16 protein-coding genes and 1 pseudogene are annotated in these 16,808 nt (G+C 69.6%); 2 read left to right on the plus strand and 15 right to left on the minus strand.

Features of this window, described 5'->3' with window-relative positions:
• Nucleotides 1-7: 7 nt before the first annotated feature.
• The 11 genes and pseudogenes from ACFYL4_RS21370 to ACFYL4_RS21420 form a co-directional block, all read right to left on the minus strand.
• Nucleotides 8-1,072, minus strand: a complete 1,065-nt coding sequence (locus ACFYL4_RS21370; RefSeq protein ID WP_387520282.1) for a NosD domain-containing protein — start codon at nucleotides 1,070-1,072, stop codon at nucleotides 8-10.
• Between the two features lie 123 nt (nucleotides 1,073-1,195).
• Nucleotides 1,196-1,840: a response regulator gene (locus ACFYL4_RS21375; protein ID WP_387520284.1), complete on the minus strand. Its 645-nt coding sequence runs from the start codon at nucleotides 1,838-1,840 to the stop codon at nucleotides 1,196-1,198.
• Nucleotides 1,841-1,873: 33 nt separating this feature from the next.
• Nucleotides 1,874-3,094: a sensor histidine kinase gene (locus tag ACFYL4_RS21380; RefSeq protein WP_387520286.1), complete on the minus strand. Its 1,221-nt coding sequence runs from the start codon at nucleotides 3,092-3,094 to the stop codon at nucleotides 1,874-1,876.
• A gap of 265 nt (nucleotides 3,095-3,359) precedes the next feature.
• Nucleotides 3,360-3,932, minus strand: coding sequence for a GNAT family N-acetyltransferase (locus tag ACFYL4_RS21385; RefSeq protein WP_387520288.1), 573 nt, complete (start codon nucleotides 3,930-3,932; stop codon nucleotides 3,360-3,362).
• Nucleotides 3,929-4,546 (minus strand): lasso peptide biosynthesis B2 protein, encoded by a 618-nt coding sequence (locus ACFYL4_RS21390; protein WP_387520290.1) that lies wholly within the window; start codon nucleotides 4,544-4,546, stop codon nucleotides 3,929-3,931. The genes ACFYL4_RS21385 and ACFYL4_RS21390 overlap by 4 nt, the downstream gene beginning before the upstream one ends.
• A complete protein-coding gene (locus ACFYL4_RS21395) occupies nucleotides 4,533-6,128 on the minus strand; it encodes an albusnodin/ikarugamycin family macrolactam cyclase (protein WP_387520293.1) in 1,596 nt (531 codons plus the stop codon). The genes ACFYL4_RS21390 and ACFYL4_RS21395 overlap by 14 nt, the downstream gene beginning before the upstream one ends.
• A gap of 78 nt (nucleotides 6,129-6,206) precedes the next feature.
• On the minus strand, nucleotides 6,207-6,335 hold the full coding sequence (locus tag ACFYL4_RS21400; RefSeq protein ID WP_387520295.1) for an albusnodin family lasso peptide: 129 nt from the start codon (nucleotides 6,333-6,335) through the stop codon (nucleotides 6,207-6,209).
• 431 nt (nucleotides 6,336-6,766) lie between these two features.
• Nucleotides 6,767-7,051: a helix-turn-helix domain-containing protein gene (locus tag ACFYL4_RS21405; protein ID WP_387520357.1), complete on the minus strand. Its 285-nt coding sequence runs from the start codon at nucleotides 7,049-7,051 to the stop codon at nucleotides 6,767-6,769.
• A 504-nt stretch (nucleotides 7,052-7,555) separates the two neighbouring features.
• A complete protein-coding gene (locus tag ACFYL4_RS21410) occupies nucleotides 7,556-8,737 on the minus strand; it encodes a helix-turn-helix domain-containing protein (protein ID WP_387520297.1) in 1,182 nt (393 codons plus the stop codon).
• Between the two features lie 174 nt (nucleotides 8,738-8,911).
• A pseudogene (locus tag ACFYL4_RS21415) lies at nucleotides 8,912-9,031 on the minus strand (ABC transporter ATP-binding protein); the annotation flags it as partial.
• A 118-nt stretch (nucleotides 9,032-9,149) separates the two neighbouring features.
• Nucleotides 9,150-9,992 (minus strand): phosphotransferase, encoded by an 843-nt coding sequence (locus tag ACFYL4_RS21420; protein WP_387520299.1) that lies wholly within the window; start codon nucleotides 9,990-9,992, stop codon nucleotides 9,150-9,152.
• A 164-nt stretch (nucleotides 9,993-10,156) separates the two neighbouring features.
• Between ACFYL4_RS21420 and ACFYL4_RS21425 the strand changes: the two genes are divergently transcribed.
• Complete coding sequence (locus ACFYL4_RS21425; protein WP_357761925.1) at nucleotides 10,157-10,516, plus strand: VOC family protein; 360 nt, start codon at nucleotides 10,157-10,159, stop codon at nucleotides 10,514-10,516.
• A 58-nt stretch (nucleotides 10,517-10,574) separates the two neighbouring features.
• Here the strand turns inward: ACFYL4_RS21425 and ACFYL4_RS21430 are convergent, their stop codons facing one another.
• Complete coding sequence (locus ACFYL4_RS21430) at nucleotides 10,575-11,744, minus strand: hypothetical protein (protein ID WP_357762207.1); 1,170 nt, start codon at nucleotides 11,742-11,744, stop codon at nucleotides 10,575-10,577.
• 166 nt (nucleotides 11,745-11,910) lie between these two features.
• Complete coding sequence (locus ACFYL4_RS21435) at nucleotides 11,911-13,263, minus strand: MFS transporter (protein WP_357761928.1); 1,353 nt, start codon at nucleotides 13,261-13,263, stop codon at nucleotides 11,911-11,913.
• 208 nt (nucleotides 13,264-13,471) lie between these two features.
• On the opposite strand from ACFYL4_RS21435, the gene ACFYL4_RS21440 reads away from it, so the two are divergent.
• Entirely contained in the window at nucleotides 13,472-14,341 is an 870-nt protein-coding gene (locus ACFYL4_RS21440) for a helix-turn-helix domain-containing protein (protein ID WP_387520302.1), read from the plus strand.
• Between the two features lie 47 nt (nucleotides 14,342-14,388).
• Here ACFYL4_RS21440 and ACFYL4_RS21445 read toward each other — a convergent pair whose 3' ends face one another.
• Nucleotides 14,389-15,249 (minus strand): alpha/beta fold hydrolase, encoded by an 861-nt coding sequence (locus ACFYL4_RS21445; protein WP_387520305.1) that lies wholly within the window; start codon nucleotides 15,247-15,249, stop codon nucleotides 14,389-14,391.
• A gap of 76 nt (nucleotides 15,250-15,325) precedes the next feature.
• On the minus strand, nucleotides 15,326-16,600 hold the full coding sequence (locus ACFYL4_RS21450) for an MFS transporter (protein ID WP_387520307.1): 1,275 nt from the start codon (nucleotides 16,598-16,600) through the stop codon (nucleotides 15,326-15,328).
• Nucleotides 16,601-16,808: the final 208 nt, after the last annotated feature.

Raw genomic sequence — 16,808 nt, forward strand, 5'->3', positions numbered from 1 at the left:
CCGCGCTTCAGGGGGTGACGGCGATGTTGGTCAGGCCCCGGGTGGCGTTGGTGACCGTGTTGCTGGCGTGCACCACGTTGGGTTCGTCCGCGCAGTCGGACTGGCTCCACAGCGCGATCGCGAAGCCGCCCACCCCGCCGAGGTCGGAGTGGTTGTCGCGGAAGACGTTGCCGCAGCCCGCGCCGTCGACCTGCTGGGTGCTGGTGTAGCCGTGCGCGAACACGCCGGGCCGCTCGAAGGTGCCGGTGTTGTGCTCGAACAGGTAGCCGTTGCCCTTGACGTCCACCCAGCTGTCGGCGAAGTTCTGGCCGGAGATGCCGCGTCCGTCGAAGGTGTTGCCGGAGACCAGGCCGTCGCGGGTGCCCTCCTTGACGTCGAGGTGCTCGCCCCGGACGTCGGGGCCGATGTGGTTGCCGGTGACCTCGACCCGGTCGCTGCGGTCGACGCCGTCGTCCACGCCGTAGCAGCCCCAGTTGCTGGTGGCGGAGCCCAGGTAGACGCCCTCGCCGAACCCGGGTTGGACGCGGCCGGTGTCGGTGATGCGGGAGTCGCGCACCGACCCGTCCGAGCTGGAGCTGCGAAAGTGCACGCCCTCGTCGTCGGTGCCGCGCACCTGGAGGTCGCTCAGGTGGACGTGGTCGGAGCGGTCGACCACGATCCCCTTCTTGGAGTCGGCGACGGTGAGTCCGCGCACGTTCCAGTGGTCGGCCCCGTAGATCCAGAGCCCGTAGCCGCTGCTGTGGGTGTCGGGTGCGGGGCAGCCGCTGCCGTAGACCGGTTCGTCGTTGACCAGGACGGCGTCGGAGGGGCCGGTCAGGGTGATGGGCGCCTCGGAGGTCCCGGGAGTGGTGGCGACGAAGGAACCGGCGTACTCGCCGCTGTCCAACGTGATGGTCTGGCCGGGGCGGGCCTCGGCCAGGGCCCGTTCCAGGGCGGGCGCGTCGGCGACGCGGACCTCGGAGGGCACGGGTGCGGTCCCGGCGTGCGCGGGCGCCGCCGGGGCCGCCAGGGCCAGGGCTCCCAGGGCGGCCAGGGACCGGAGCGGGCGCGGCCGGGTGCGGGGGGTGGGCACGGGGCAGACCTTCCGTGTCGGGTTGTACCTCACCGTGGGTGAGGGTGGGAACACCGACCCTAGGTCGGGGCCGCCGCGCCAACAAGAGGGGGACGGGGCCCGGTCCGGACCGGTGCCGCGTCCTCAGGAGCCGAGGAAGCGCAGGACCGCCAGCACCCTGCGGCTGTACTCGGGGGCGTGCGCCAGCTCCAGCTTGTCGAAGAGCGCGTTGATGTGCTTCTCCACCGCGCTCAGCGACACGTACAGCCGCGCGGCGATCGCGGTGTTGCTCAGCCCCTCCGCCATGTTCTCCAGGACCTCGCGCTCCCTCGGGGTCAGCCGGGCCAGCGGGTCGGTGCGCGTGGTCCGGGCCAGCAGCTGGCGCACCACTTCGGGGTCGAAGGCGGCGCCTCCGGCCGCCACCCGGTCCAGGGCGTCCAGGAACTCGCCGACCTGTGCCACCCGGTCCTTGAGCAGGTATCCGACGCGTTCGGGGGCTCCGGTGAGCAGTTCGGCGGCGTAGCGCTGTTCCACGTACTGCGACAGCACCAGGACCGCCACGCCGGGCCGCTCGGCGCGGATGCGCAACGCCGCGCGCAGCCCCTCGTCGGTGTGGGTGGGCGGCATCCGCACGTCCACCACGGCGAGGTCGGGCCGGTGCTCGGCGACCGCCTCCAGCAGGGTCGGGCCGTCTCCCACCGCGGCGCACACCTCGTGCCCCTCCTCCTCCAGCAGACGGATCAGACCCTCCCTGAGCAGGACCGAGTCGTCGGCGATCACCAGGCGCATGCGGGCTCCGTTCCGTGGGCGTCGAAGAGTCGATTATCGGGCGAGGGGCAGGACCGCGTGCACCGTGGTGGGTCCGCCGCGCGGGCTGCGCACCTCCAGGGTGCCGTCGAGTGCCCGGACCCGCCGGGCCAGCCCGGTCAGGCCGTCGCCTCCCGGGTCGGCGCCGCCCCGGCCGTCGTCGGAGACGGTCAGCCACACGCGGGAGTCGTACACACCGAGGTCGACGACCACGCTGTCGGCCCCCGAGTGCTTGGCGGCGTTGGTCATGGCCTCGCGGGCCACGAAGTAGACGGCGGTGGCGAGTTCCTGAGGCAGGGGGCGGGGCAGGTCGGCGCGGACCACCACCGGGAGCGGTCCGCGTTCGGCGGCCTCGGTCAGGGCCGCCTCCAGCCCCAGGGTGTCGAGTGCGGTCGGGTAGATCCGCCAGGCGACCTCGCGCAGTTCGTCCAGGAGTACCCGTGACTCGGTGTGGGCCTGGCGCACGAGTTCGGCGGCGCGCTCGGGGTCGCGGCCGCGCTGGGCCCGACCCAGCAGCATGGCCAGGGCGACCACCCGCTGCTGGACACCGTCGTGCAGGTCGCGCTCGATCCGGCGCCGTTCCTGGTCCACCGCCCGCACGATTCCGGACCGGGTGCGCGTGAGTTCCTGGATGCGCCGACGCATCAGGTCCTCCTCGGTGGGGCCGAGTATGCTGCGGGCCAGCCACCGTTCGACCCCGGCCAGCAGCCGGACCAGCCACCAGGTCACCACCAGCACCACCAGGGCGGCCATCAGGCCCAGCGGGACGCTGGACACGCCCACCCCCACACCGGGCCAGTCCGCGCTCACGTGCGTGGCGGTGCCGGTGGCCGCCTGGATCAGCGCCCCGCCGACCAGGATCGGGACCAGCGAGGCGACCGACAGCAGCACGTAGAGGGAGCACAGGTGCACGGGCAGGCGCAGCAGCAGGTGGACCGCGCGGCTGGGGACGCCCGCCTCGGGGGTGATGGTGGCGCCCATCCAGTGGGAGAGCCGGGACAGGTCCCGTTCGCACAACCGTGACGCCCAGTCCTCGATCCTGCCCCGTGCGCGCGGCCGGAACCGAGGAGAGACCAGCGCGCCCAGCAGGACCAGGGCCGAGGCCGCCACCCACACCAGGGTGAGCGCGCTGACCCCGACGCCCCACACCAGCCCCACGAACTCGCGTCCGCGGCCGACCGCGTGCTCCACCGCGCGGCGCGTCACCGGTGCCGTCCCGCCGTCCACGACCACCATCACCCCGTCCGTCCTCGCTCAGGCGTCTCTGTACCGGAGCACCACCGATCCCTCACGTGAGGTGACGATGCTAATACCGTCCCGTTCGCCTTCCAGGACCGGTGGTAGCCCGAGAACCTGTGTGCGAAAGGGGAACCTCACCTCCCGGTCAGGGTAGAGGGGCCCGAACCGGACACGGAGATGTTCCCGGCGGAGCGTGCGAGGACTCCGCCCGTCTCGATCGAGCGAGGCCCTTCCGCAGGTCAATATTTCGAGGTCAGGACGGTCAGTGGAACTTCTGCTTGACCACGGACGGCCCCGGGAAGTCGGCTGGTACGGCGTCCATGTGCACCTCGTTGACCCGCTGGCCCAACCACATGTTGGAGTCGCGGCGGATGCCCTGCCTGGTGAAACCCGCCTTCTCATACGCTCGGATCGCTCCGGCGTTGGGTTCGAGCACCGTGAGCCACACACAGGCCATGTTCGCCACGTGAAAAGCCCAGTCCAACACCAGGCGGGTCGCCTCGGTTCCGATACCTCGTCCATGGTGGTCAGGGTCCATCGACACGATGTACTCGGCATTGCCCCGAGCGGTGTCCATGGCGAGCTTGGCCACTCCCACCGGAACGGGCTCGGCTTCGGTGAGATCGTAGATGGTGAAACGGGGCTCATCACTGCTGCCACCGTCGATGAGGATGGCCCGGGTCGTGCGCAAGGGTTGCGGGCTCTGCCGGTTGTAGCCGACGATCGTGCTGATCTGCTGGTCCAACCGCCAGTAGGTTTCCACCAGGTCCTCGCGGATCGGCCCGAGCCCCGCGACGTCGCCGCGCAGCCAGATCCACGGGTGGTCCTCGTTCATAGGTGTTCCTCCATCGTGTGGGAAGTGATGGTCAAGAGCTTGGTGCACCGCAGGGTGCTCACGGGTTCGCCTACCGGGGTGTCGTTGACCGAGATCCAGGAGTGCAGACCGATCGGGTCGCAGCGCACCCCGTGGTGCCAGGCCACCGACCGCCCCCGTAAAGCCAGGGCGATGACGGTGGCCACCGATGATTCCAGGCAGGCCATGCGACCGGGCACAAAACCCAAGCCTCGCACCGCGTTCAGGGTCTCCACGGCCACGGTGGTCGATGCTGGGCATCGGGCCCGTGCGCAGGACCAGCGCACCACGGCGAGCATCCGGCGCATCCGCTTCCTTCGCGCCCCGACACAGGAGATGATCGACATCATCACCACCCCCAAGACCGCGGTGAGCTGGGCGAGTCCACCGGCCCGCGGTGAGGGTTCCCATGCCAACGGCACTTCATGGGTGCTCCACGACGGTGTCCAGGCCACACGCGGAACCGGAGGAAAGATACAGGTGCGTTGCCACTCCTCGGCGGCTTGCGGGGGCAGGAGTCGGGTCCGCCCGTTGTCGTAATCCACGACCAGCAACCACCCCAGATCCAGCAAGCACGCGCGCTCACGTGTGGGCATGAGCCGACTCCTTCCACGGAATCGGGCGGAGTGCATTCCACCAGGCCTCAAAGGCCACGATGCGCTCAATGGGCCCCAGGTCACCCGCTCCCACCGCGAGCGCACCGAGCCGACTTTGAACGGCCTGCGCGTCGATCAGCCCGACCGTGGCGAGGTGTCCGTCAACGAGCGCGCTCACCTGTGGCAGCGCGCGACGCAACCCCTCGAAGTGGTCGGCGCTGGTGGTCGCTTTGGTGGTCCTGCGCAGTAACGCCGGGGGCAGTAGATCGGCCATCGCCTCTTTCAGGACGGGCTTGTACCGGGCGGGTTCGGGCATCTCGCGCACGTCCATCGACAGGTAGGCGTCGATCACCCGTGCGTCGAAGAACGGGTTGTCCAGTCGCACCCCACAGGTGGCGGCCAGTTCCACGTCCGCACGTGCGGAGCGGGCGCTGTCGATGAGCGTTGCCAACATCGTGTGGTGGGTTCGGCTCGGCAGGTCCAACCCGGTGCGGGCGGGTGAAGAGGTGTGGCCGTGAGCGAACGCCTGCCGGAGGGACATGCGCCGCGCCTGGGCGAAACGTGAGGCCGCCCCCGTGGTCCGGAAGGGGTGTTTGCCGATCATCTCCCGGAAGTACACCGCAGGGGTCAAGAGCAAGGCATCACCTCCGTCCCCCGTCATATGGACGGTGGAACCGTGGGCAGAGAGCCAGTGCATGTGATCGCGGAAGCTCGGTAAGGACACCGTGCTCACGGGTGGTTCATCCGTGGGCACAAGGCGCAGGTCACCGTAGGGGGCGTGCGTGTGGTCGCGGCCGATCCACGCATGTGTGAGGCCGGGGGTGCGGATGGCGTCGCCGACATAGTCCATGTCTCCGCCGGTCGTGGTTCGGACAGGATGAAGGGTTGTCGCGGTGATGGAGCGCGCCTGCGGTGCCAGTCGGCGCGCGGCCAACAGGCCCAAGGTCGTGGAGTCAAGACCTCCGGAGAAGTCGCACGTGGGGGTGGAGAACCGATCCACGCGAGTGGTCACGGCCTCTTGTAGAGCCTGGCGAAGGCGCAGCGGCGCAGGGACAGGTGAGCGGCGGGGAGACCATACCTGGGTGGCTGACACCACGCCATCACCGAGGCGGATGCGGTGCCCTGCCGGAAGACGTTCGATTCCCGAGAACAGGGAATGGGTGATCGGGAATCCGCCGATGAATTCCTCAACCGCCTTCCTGTCCAGTTCCATTGAACTGCCCAGAGAGGCCAGAGCTCGGGCGCTGGTAGACCAATACAGAACCCCATTTTCACGATGAACGTAAACCGGGAGCGCGCCAAGGTTGGTCCACAGGGTGACGTGTTCACCTTCGACGTGGGCGACGATGTAAGCGCCGGACCAACGCCATGCCACATCATCGGGAACAGCTGATTTTACTGTCCTGGCCACCTCTTCGCTGGTGGCGTTGCACAACCCCATGACGACAAGATATCCGGTTGCCGTGGCGACGACCATGGGCAGTTCCTCTTCGGAAGTCATCCACGCAGAGGAAACCCCCGCCACAGGTCGTGAGCCGCATGGGGTCCTTTGGTGAACCGGGGTGGTTATTCCTCCGAACACGGTTCTCCTAATCCTGTGAAAGGGGTGCCCCAAGGAATGGGCACCCCTTCTGTAGTGATCCGTCAGGCGGCTAGGCGGCTAGTTGTAGATCTTTCGCTTGTCCTCGTTTTCCGACTTGCCTTCGCCGAGGGTCAGGTCAGCGGCGTCGCCCAGGTCGAGAACGACGTTCTCGATTTCCTCGGGGTGAGAGAACGTATTTGTCTGCATGTGTTCATTCCTTTCGTGTGGGGTGAGTCCGACCCCGGGCAGGGCCGGAGTGCCGCACATCATTGGACGTGCGGAGCTTGGCAAGCTATTCAGGAAGAGCGATCCAGGCCGCGCGTCCCACTCAGTTCGCAAACAATCTCACGACAGCGACTTCCTTACCTTTCATCGCCGCCAGGTTCGGGTGAAAGGTGGATTGAATCCTTCAAAGCAATCCGGGCCGTACTCGTGTTGCGGTGAGTGTCAGAAAACCACGAAGTGCCTTCCTTTGAAATAATCACCAGACCATGTTCACCCCGCGCCACAAAGGTAAGAGGTTCCTTTGCAGGAGACAAGTTGTCGCCCGCCCGCACTTGCACAGTCTCTGGCGCGGTGATGGTCAAAGCCCGAACGTACTCCCAGGCATCCAGCGTCTTATCCAAGGAGAAAAAGGGTTAATCGGAAGCACCCAAGTTCTCAAAGATCGCGAGCGCAGAGAGCAGAGGAAACGACCGCTCTCTTCTCTTTCCGGTCACCCAATCGGAAATGGTTGACTGACTCACCCCGACCAAGCAGGACAACTCGGTCTGAGTGAGGGTTGACCGTGTGGCACAGGTCGACGATGAACGTGCGTTCACGGCGACGCAGCGCCAACGACAGGGGAAGACGTTGGCGGTAGCGGCACTGCTCACAGGCACCCGGTCCAAAGCGTCGCGGGAATCGACGTAGTGAGAGGGCATCGTGATCACCGTCCGATCCCCAGGGCCAGAGCACGACGCACGACCGCGGCGAGATCCGCGAACTCGTTCGGGTGGTCAGAGCCGTTGTGCTCCCAGGCCAGATACGGCGTGCGCACCAACCGATAGCTGCGAGTCTCGCTCGGGTCATCCATCAGAATTGGCCTGGGTGCGGGTGCCAGCGACTCCGGGATCATGGGGGGATTCGCGGGAGCCGATACCGCTAGCAGAGCGATCAGACCGTGGTGCTGTCGGCGCGAGCGGGATGAGATCGGGGGTGCCGGGTGTCGGCGGTGCTTTCCTTTGGGGACACGCGCAAGGCGCGGGTTTTCCGAGAGGAGTGGGGATGTATGGTGCAAGCGTCAGCGCTCCTGAGTCAGCGTTGGCCATGCCCCGGGAGTCGTCCTACCGGCTCGCCGGGGTCCGGTTTCGCTAACGCTATGTCGCCAGACATGCGCGAGGGGGTAGCGAAGCTACCCCCTCGTTGATGGGTACAGCTTGTACCCCCTACGCCGCAGGAACACCGATCTTGCGAGCCAGTCTCTGTGCGTCCTCACGGATCATCCCGCCGCCCGAGACGCTCAAGTCCATGACGGTCGCCCGGGTGAAGCGGTTGTATCGAGCGGTCTCGGGTGACTCCTCGAATGCTTTGGCTAGCAGGTGGACTACTGCCACCTCCTCACCTTGCAGACTGTGTGCGCGCGCCGATTCGATGATGTGGAAACTTCGCCGTGTGGCAGAGGGAATCGCGGCCAAGTCGATGATTCCGGCCGTGCGGACGGCCGTCCCCGACTTGAATAGATCAACGTTTATCGTGACCGCGTATGCGTCCACCATGCTCCTGCCGAAAATCAGAAAAGGGTGTGCGTAGTGATCACCAAGGCGTCGCGCAGCCCTGTCCGCCTGGTCCCAAAAGCGCCACGCGTCGCCACTGCGACCAACCTTCGCGAAGGAGAGTGCGGCAGCGAGTTGGAGAAGGCCCCAGCGAGCAAGGTCTTCGGTACCGTTTTCAGGGCGTAGGAGGTCTGCGGCGTTCATCGCTAGATCTACGCGGGCCTCGTGCCTCTCACCAGCGTCACGGAAAACATGATTCATATACCAGGACGCGACGGCTATGGCGTGTGGGTCGTCGGCGTCCTGGGCAGCGGCCATCGCTCGGTCGCCAGTCAACGTCACCAGCTCTTGTGCTGGTTGAAAGCTCAAATAGAGTTGAGCAAGGTGGTAGGTCTGCGCCATTGCCGCGAGTATCCGGCGGCGCTCGTTCCCCTCGACTACTCGCGCTGTCGTTTGAAGATCGGCAAGTAGCCCGGGGAGAACTCGTGAGACCTGGGTTCGATGATCCGGGTTAGCGTGCCAGAGTTGCCACGCTTGCCTTACGCGATCTTCGAGCCGTTGGGCCGTCGGTGGTTCACGGTCGGGGAGGGTAAGCCGATACGTGGTGAGCGCGTCACGAATTTTCGGCAGGGCCTCATGGGTATCTCTGGTGAAGGTCGTGGCTGACAGCCGTTCCTCACCCGTGAGCACAGCCAGATCATCAATCCGCAGCACTTCAGCAAGGCGAAGCAGCAACGGCAACCGGGGAACCTTGAGACGACCCGTTTCGATCGCCTTGACCCATTCAGCGGACCGTCCGACAAGACCACCGAGTACGGCACGAGTCTGACCGTTGCGCGTTCGGTAGTGCTGCACGCGCCTTCCGAAGGTAGACAGGTCCACATGGTCACGATCGTGGGGCATGGTCTTGCATCCCTTCCTGATTAACTCACACTGTCAGGCTAAGGGTCGGAGCCGCCTCTACGCATGGCGGCACTGGTCGCTCACTTTCCGCACAACGTAACAATCGCGTCTCAAACCGCGTATGGGCTTGCCCGCGCCGTTGGGCCCCAGGAACCCGGTGACGCGGCCGGGGCGGACCGAGAGGTCCAGGCCGTCGACGGCGAGGGTGTCCCCGTAGCGTTTGGTGAGTCCCCGCAGGGTGATCATGGCGGTCCCGTCGTGGGGTCGGTGATGTCGACTCCCACGCTAGGAACCGGTGCCCGGCCAGGCCATGAGGTGTTCCGTCGGGGAGGGGTGGGGTTGACCGCAGGGTCGGTGCGCCCGGTTACCGGGTGAGCAGTTCGCCCACCCGTTGCCGGACGTGCGGGAGCAGCCGGGCGTGGAGGTCGTCGCGTTCGGCCGCCTGGATCACCTCGGCGGCGATGAGCAGCTGGGCGAACCGTCCGGCCCGGCACTCCAGGACGTCGGCGAACTCCGCGCGCACCCGCGCCGCCGACTCCGGTACGGGCAGCGCGTAGGTGTGCAGGACCGCGGCGTCGTAGCCGACCGGGGCCGGGCCCCAGCCCTCCCAGTCGAGGAGGGTGAGCGGCCCGGTGGTGAGGTTGGCCCAGTGGAGGTCGCCGTGGGAGGTCTCCCAGGCGGGCACGGTGAGGTCCGTGCCCGCCAACTCCGGGAGGTACCTGGGGACGCGTTCGAGGAACCCCGGGGTGTGACTGCGCGGCCGCGTCCGTTCGGCGGACGCGGACCGTAGCCGGTCGAGGGCCGTCCTGAGCTCCTTCCACCACACGTCGGGTACCCGGGCCGGGGAGGACAGGTCGGGGGTGGGTGAGACCTCGTGTCCGGTGAGGTGCTCCCACAGGTGGGCCTGGAACACCGTTCCCGTCGTACCGCCGTCCCATGCGTGCTCGGCGAGGAGGGCGGGCCTGGGGACCCGTTCGTCGAGGACGGCCTCGGCCAGGAGGGGGCCGTCCCACAGCCGTCCGCCCCGGCGGGCCGCGCCCGCCACCCGCAGCCACGCGGGCACCCCGCGGTAGGTGACCGGTCCGCTCAGGGTGCGTCCGCCCACCCCGGAGCGGTGCTCGGTCCCGTGGTCGGGGGAGGCGCCGAGGGCGCGCGCGGCGCGGTGCCAGGGGCCGAGGAGGTCGGTCACCGGGAACGGTGCTGCCATGGAACCTCGCCTCGTGGTCGGTGGGGGGAGCGTGGCGACGCGTCCCGCCCGCACCATCCTGCCCTGTGAAGGTCCGGTCGGGGGCGGGTTGGGCCGGATCGGCCCGGAACCGCCGGGGAAGGCGGTGTCCCCGAGTGTCGGACCCGGCGGGGACAATGCCTGCCATGAGCGAACAGCGGCACCACGTCATCGACTACGTGGAACTCCCGGTCACCGATCTGGAGGAGGCCAAGCGGTTCTACGCCGAGGCCTTCGGGTGGACCTTCAACGACTACGGGCCCGGTTACGCGGGCATCCGCTCGCCCGACGGCGCCTCGGAGGTGGGCGGGCTCAACCCGGCTGGTGAGGTGCGCGGCGGGGGCCCGTTCGTGCTCCTGTACTCGGAGGACCTGGACCGGTCCATCGCCGCGGTGGAGGGGGCGGGCGGCCGTGTGCTCCAGGGCCCCTACGCGTTCCCGGGCGGTCGGCGGTTCCACTTCGCCGACCCCAGCGGGAACGAACTGGGGGTGTTCGCGGACTCCTGAGGGTCGCGCGGCGGTGCCCCGCCCCCGCACCGGCGGGGACGGGGCACCTGGCCGGTCGCTACTGCTTGGGGAAGCGCAGTGTGGCGCCCGCATCCACCGTGCCGGTGTCGGTCCCGGCGCTGTTGTCGTCGTCCAGGGCCCGTTCGGGCACCGGCAGCTCGGTGAACCGAGCGTCCGACATCACCGCGGCGCGCAGCATGAGCGCGCTGGCGGGGGCCCGGAACCCGGCGTCCGGGTCGTCCAGACCGCGCGGGGAGGTCTCCACCAGGATCGGTGAGTGGAGCGAACCCCACAGGTACGGCTCGTTCTCGCGGTCGGGGCCCATCAGGAGCGTGTCCACCCTGGCCTCCGAGAGCATCGGCAGGACCGAGGTGGTGCCCTTGACCGCCTGGTCGTGGGCGAGTTTGCGCTGGTACTCGGAGTACACCCGGGCCTGCTCCTCGTGGATGAGCTCGAGCAGGCACCGCTCCGCGTTCTCGTGCAGGCGTTCCTCGGCGTCGGCGCCGCCGCGGCCGCCCGCGACCACCTTGATCGGGATGGTGAGCTGGCGGGGTCCGAGGTTCTCGCGCAGGTAGGCGATGGCCTCGTCGTCGCCGCCCGCGATGATCACCGCCGCGTCCACCAGGCGTACGGCCTCGCGGACCAGGTCGGCCACCTGGGCCGTGTTGTCGCGCCACAGGTCCTGGGCAAACCCGGTGTCGGCGCGGCGTCCGCCCGCGTCTCCCCGTTGGCCGGGGAAGATACGGCTGGCTCCATCGAGGTTCTGCATGTTCTCACCCTCGTTGGCGGCCTCCATGACGGGGCCGCGCGTGGGGTGGCTGGGGTAGGCGAACACCTTGGCGTTGACCCGGTCCAGGGCCACGAGGACGTAGGGGAGGCGACGGCCCCGGTCGATGGCCAGAGGGAGGGCGTCCGGGACGGGCAGGAAGGTCGCCCGGTCCTGTGCGGGCGGAGCGGCGAGGGTGTGCGCTCCCAGGAGCCTGCCCTCGGAGGCGTAGAGCGCCTGTCCGTGGTCGCCGAAGGCGCGTGAGTTGCCCTCCCCCACGGCCTCCTCCAGGACGTCAAGGGTGGCCGGGTCGGTTCCGAGGGCGGCCAGCTCCTCGCGCAGGTGCCGCCAGCGCAGTTCGATCTTCTTGTCGGCGTCCGTGGTGTCCCGACTGGTGTCGAGGTGCACCGAGGCCACCGGGCCGTCGCTTTCGTACAGAGGTCGCAGAAAACCAAGGTCCATAGAGTCCGCGGGGCGCGTGTACCCCGCCCCGCCCACCTCCTTCTCAGGGTCGGCCTGCGGGTCATCCTGTGCGGCCATGGTGCGGGTGGGAAGGGCGCCGTGTCGATCCAGACACGGATGTTGCCCGAAGATTTCCAGGTTTTTCCTGATCGTCCCTTTCCGGGGGTCACTCTTGCCGAGATCCGGACCCGGTCTCGCCCCGCTCCTGTGGCGGTGCGGCGGCGTCGGCCAGGGCGCGGTCGACCAGGCTCGGCGTGATCACCAGGGCACTGACCACGGCCAGAGCCAGGCCGATGGCCCCCGCCGTGAGGAAGGGGGCCGCCAGCCCCCACTCCCGGCCCCACACCCCCTCCAGAGAGGAGGCGAGGGCGCCGCCCAGGCCCAGTCCCACCGAGAGCAGCCCCCAGGAGACGGTGCGATGGGCGCTGAAGACCCGGGATCTCATCCGGTCGGGCGTCACTCTCTGGATGAGGGAGAGCAGGGTGACGTTCCACCAGGAGATGGCGAACCCGGTGAGGAAGTAGCAGACCGCGAACGCCGGGACGGTCTGGAGCAGACCGATACTCGCCGAGGTCACCCCCAGGAGCGCCAGGACCACCGCCATGGCGGTGCTGGGATGGACCCGCGCGGAGAAGGAGGGAACGACGATCGCCCCAGCGACCGCTCCGAAGGCGGTGACGGTCATCAGTAGCCCGTAGCCCTGAGCCCCCACGCCGAGCACGTCCTGGGCGAAGAGCACCAGCACGGCGCCGCTCATCGCCCCCGCCAGGTTGGAGGCCCCCGAGACGAGCGCGAGCGGTCGCAGCACCGGATGGCGCCACAACCACACCAGACCCTCGCGCAGCATGGCCCCGATGGAGGGCCGTTCCCGTTCGCCCCCCTGGTGTTCCCCGGACGGGCGGAAGTCCCCGCGCAGGCTCACCAGGCAGACGACGGCCAGCAGGACCAGCGCGGCCTGGGCACCGAAGGCCCACGCGGTGGAGACTCCCAGCAGGAGCCCGGCCAGCGGCGCGCCCAGGAACGCGTTGCACACGCGTTCCACACCCTGGAGGAGCCCGTTGGCCCGCTCCAGCCGGGCACGCGGCACCACGGCGGGCACCAGCGACTGCGTGGTGTTGTCGAAGAACACCTCGCACGCCCCCACCAGCAGAGCGACCAGGACCAGCAGGGGGATGGAGCCGGCACCCAGGAACACCACGGCGGTCAACAGCGCCAGCAGCACGGCCCTGGCCGCACCGGCGCCCACCATCAGGCGCCGCCGGTCCACCCGGTCGCCCACCACCCCGGCAACCAGGGCCAGCAGCAGCCAGGGCAGCCTGGTGGCCGCGGCCACCGTCGCTACCAGGAGGGGGTCGTCGGTGAGCGTGGCGGCGTACCAGGGCAGCGCGACCACGGCGATGCCGTCTCCCAGGTTGGCCAGCCCCACCGCCCCCAGCAGTCGGTGGAAGCGTGGGCCCAGGGGCTCGCTCCGGCGCTGGTCGGGAGGCGGAGCGCTGGCACGCGCGGCGGACTCGGGCACGGGGGGACCTTCCAGTCGGGGGGCGGGGGGCTCGGGCACGGTCACCGTAGAGGGTGGCAGAGGGGTGCGACAGGAACTTCTCCGCCGAGCAGAAGGGCGCCGTTCCCCGGAACGGCGCCCCGACGCACCCGACCGGACGCGATCGGCAACGGTCGGGTCGGGGCCGGGCCGGTGTCCCTAACGTCGGTGGTGAACGAGGGAGGCGACCGTGCTGGACGGACTGAACGAGGCACTCGAACGGATCGAGAGGGACCCGGGCGCACCGGTGGACGCGGCCGCGATGGCGAGGACCGCGCTCACCTCCGAACACCACTTCCGGCGGATGTTCTCGGCCCTGTCCGGGATGCCGCTGTCGGAGTACGCGCGCCGGCGCCGTCTCACCCTGGCGGGGGCGGAGGTGATCGAGGGCCGGGACACCCTGCTCGACATCGCCGTGCGCTACGGCTACGGGTCCGCGGAGGCCTTCGGCCGGGCGTTCCGGGCGATGCACGGGATGAGCCCGGGTGAGGCGCGGCGCACCGGCGCGGCGCTCACGTCGCAGTCGCGGTTGACCTTCCGTCTCACCATCGAAGGGAGCACCATCATGCGTTACCGCGTCGTCGACAAGGCCGCGTTCCGCCTCGTCGGGCCCCGAACCCGGGTCCCGCTGGTCCGCGAGGGGGACAACGCGCCCATGGCCGCGTTCGTCCGTGGGCTCGGGGACCAGGTGTACGAGCGGTTGGCGGAACTGTCCGACCAGGAGCCGCGCGGTGTCGTGTCGGTGACCCTCACCCACGATCCCGACCGGCGGGAGGGGAGCGACGTCGACTTCCTCCTGGCGGCCGCGACCTCCTCATCCGCCACGGCCGAGGGGGACGCGGTCCTGGAGGTGCCCGAGGGCACCTGGGTCGTCTTCCCCTTCGAGGGGCTCGGTTTCCCCGAGGGGGTCCAGCGCATGTGGGTCCACGCGCTCGGTGAGTGGTTCCCCTCCAACCCCGCCTACCGGTTCCGGCACGGGCCCGAACTGTTGAGCGTGGAGTACGAGGGCGACCTCGCCTCCGGGGAGCTGTGGCTCCCCGTGGAACGGGCCTCTGACTGACTCGGAGGGAGACGGGGCCCGACCGCACGCGGTTCGGGCCCCGTCGCTCAGTGGTGGCGGGGTCGGGGTCGGGTACGGGCCTGTTCCAGGAAGCGGCGCAGGACCTCGTTGAACCGCCGGGGGCGTTCGAGGTTGGGCAGGTGCCCCGCGCCCTCGATGATCTCCACGACCGAGTCCGCGACACGGACGTGCATGAGCTCGGCTCCCCCCGGCGGCGTGAAGCCGTCGTGCTGACCCACCACCAGCAGGGTGGGTGCCGAGATGTGCTTGAGCAGCAGGGTGTGGTCGGGGCGCCCGGCCCGGCCCAGTTGCGCGGCGGCGGCCCCCTCCGCAGGCGCGGCATACATCATGGCGCGCACGTGGTCGGCGACCCCGGGCAGGTCCCGCACGTTCTCCGCGGTCATCATGCCCACCAACATGTCGTCGGTGTAGCCGCGCATGCCCTCGGTGCGCAGGCGCGCGGCGATCGCCGCGCGCCTGGTCCTGCCCTCCTCGGTCTCGGGAAGGGGGTTGGTCGCCACGAGGGCCAGGGAGTCCACGCGGTCGGGGAAGAGCCGGTACAGCTCCAGGGCGACCTGGCCGCCCATGGACAGCCCCACCACGTTGACCACGTCCAGCCCCAGGTGGTCGAGGAGGGCGGCGAGGTCGCGGGCGAGGGTGTCCAGCGAGGTCACCCCCGGCACCACGGTGCTGCGGCCGTAGCCGCGCAGGTCGGGGGCGATGGTCCGGTATCCGCGCCCGGCGAGCGCTCTGACCTGTGGTTCCCACATGCTGTGGTCGAGGGGGTGACCGTGGACGAACAGGACGGGGCATCCTGCGCCGCGGTCGTCGTAACTGACGCTGATCCCGCGCACGGACGCGAGACGTGGGCCTTCGCTGTTCGCGGTGTCCGTCGTCTGGTGTGTCACAACAAACGATGCTATTCACGTACGCAAGGGGATGAACAGGGGGCGTGGGGAAAGCGGTCGGGGCCCGCGGCCGGGCTCAGCCGGTGGGCTCCGCGGGCTGGGAACGTCCGCCCCGGGCGGCCAGGACGGCCGCGAACAGGTAGGGGACGGCGAACACGGCGAAGGCCGTCGCGTGCCCGGCCACCAGGAAGACCCCCGCGTACAGCAGGAAGGACGCGCCGCTCACCGTCTCCGTACCGGCCTCGGCGAGTGAGGTGACGGTGGCCCGGCTGGAACCGGTGATGCTGTCCTGGAGCCGGGCGTCGGCCACCACGTTCGCCATCTGGCACACGCCGAAACCGCAGCCGAGCAGGACCCATCCCGGTGCGGTGCCCAGGAGGGCGCCGGCGGCGATGGCCACGGCCGCCAGGGCCAGGAGTACGCCGACGGCGCGCGGTGACAGCCGTGAGGCGGGACCGGCGAGCAGCCCGCCGGCGGTGACGCAGATCCAGACCACGAGGACCACCAGGGGGACGTCCTCGGTGGCGACCCCGGAGGAGGCGGCCAGGAGGGGGAGGTACTCGTCGAGCATCCCCCAGAACGCGGTGACGGTGACCACCAGCAGGATCGCGGTGCGGACCCGTCGGCTGCCGCGCGCCTCGGCGAGGCCGAGCCGCATGGTCTCGAGGTAGCCGGGTTCGGGTGCGGCCCCCGCGTCGGCCCGGCCCGTGCCGGGATCGGTCGCGGCGGTGTCGTCGGGGCCGTGATCGGGGGACGAACGCGGTGGGCGGCTCTCGGGCAGGGCCAGGCCGGTGAGCGCGCACAGCACGCACGCGGCCAGGCTCGCGAGTCCGATCGCCGCGTAGCCGCCGTACGCCATGACGGGTACCGCCAGCAGGGTGGCCGTACCGACCGCCGCCACGCCCAGCGCCCTGGTGACGCCCATGACGCGCGCGTACCGGTCGGCGGCGCCCCGGTGGGTGAGCTCGGTGTAGACCAGTGCCTCCAGAGCGCCCGAGGCCAGGGCGCCGGCCGCTCCCCACAGCACGAAGCCGAGGGCGAAGGACCAGTAGGACGGCAGGAACAGCCAGAACGCGAACCCCGCTCCGGTCAGCAACGGTGCGAGGGCGAGCAGCAGGTGGCGTGGGACCACGTCCGCCCAGGCGCCGGTCGGGATCGCCAGGAGCACGCTGGTCAGCGACCACAGGACGAAGAGGGAGCTGATCTGCGCCACGGACAGACCGGTCTCGGTGAAGAGCAGGGCGTACAGGGGGTAGAGGAGGACGAACTCCTCCAGGAAGGCGTACGCGTACAGCGGACGGGTCAGCCTGGAGGGGCGCGTGGCGGACGCACGCGCGGACTGGGCGGTCATGGAGGTCTTTCGGTCGGACGGACGCGGGCACCGGTGGTGGTCTCCACCCGGCGGTGCGCGGGATCGCGTCGCGGACCGGCCTCGGCCGCGGCTCGGGACCTAATGTCGTCGCTTCACGCGCCCAGTATAGGAGGCCGAACGGGCGTGTGACAGGGGTGGGGGCGCCGGGGTCGGCTCCGCTCTGGAGGCCGACGGAGTGCGGGGTCGT

It is taken from the genome of Nocardiopsis sp. NPDC006938, assembly GCF_042869555.1.
GTDB lineage: Bacteria > Actinomycetota > Actinomycetes > Streptosporangiales > Streptosporangiaceae > Nocardiopsis.

Excerpts from the sequence above, each read along its gene's own strand:
- ACFYL4_RS21380 (WP_387520286.1), bottom strand. The coding sequence starts at position 3,094 with ATGGTGGTCGTGGACGGCGGGACGGCACCGGTGACGCGCCGCGCGGTG.
- ACFYL4_RS21425 (WP_357761925.1), top strand. The coding sequence starts at position 10,157 with ATGAGCGAACAGCGGCACCACGTCATCGACTACGTGGAACTCCCGGTC.
- ACFYL4_RS21420 (WP_387520299.1), bottom strand. The coding sequence starts at position 9,992 with ATGGCAGCACCGTTCCCGGTGACCGACCTCCTCGGCCCCTGGCACCGC.
- ACFYL4_RS21430 (WP_357762207.1), bottom strand. The coding sequence starts at position 11,744 with ATGGACCTTGGTTTTCTGCGACCTCTGTACGAAAGCGACGGCCCGGTG.
- ACFYL4_RS21375 (WP_387520284.1), bottom strand. The coding sequence starts at position 1,840 with ATGCGCCTGGTGATCGCCGACGACTCGGTCCTGCTCAGGGAGGGTCTG.
- ACFYL4_RS21450 (WP_387520307.1), bottom strand. The coding sequence starts at position 16,600 with ATGACCGCCCAGTCCGCGCGTGCGTCCGCCACGCGCCCCTCCAGGCTG.
- ACFYL4_RS21385 (WP_387520288.1), bottom strand. The coding sequence starts at position 3,932 with ATGAACGAGGACCACCCGTGGATCTGGCTGCGCGGCGACGTCGCGGGG.
- ACFYL4_RS21405 (WP_387520357.1), bottom strand. The coding sequence starts at position 7,051 with ATGCCCTCTCACTACGTCGATTCCCGCGACGCTTTGGACCGGGTGCCT.
- ACFYL4_RS21400 (WP_387520295.1), bottom strand. The coding sequence starts at position 6,335 with ATGCAGACAAATACGTTCTCTCACCCCGAGGAAATCGAGAACGTCGTT.
- ACFYL4_RS21390 (WP_387520290.1), bottom strand. The coding sequence starts at position 4,546 with ATGCCCACACGTGAGCGCGCGTGCTTGCTGGATCTGGGGTGGTTGCTG.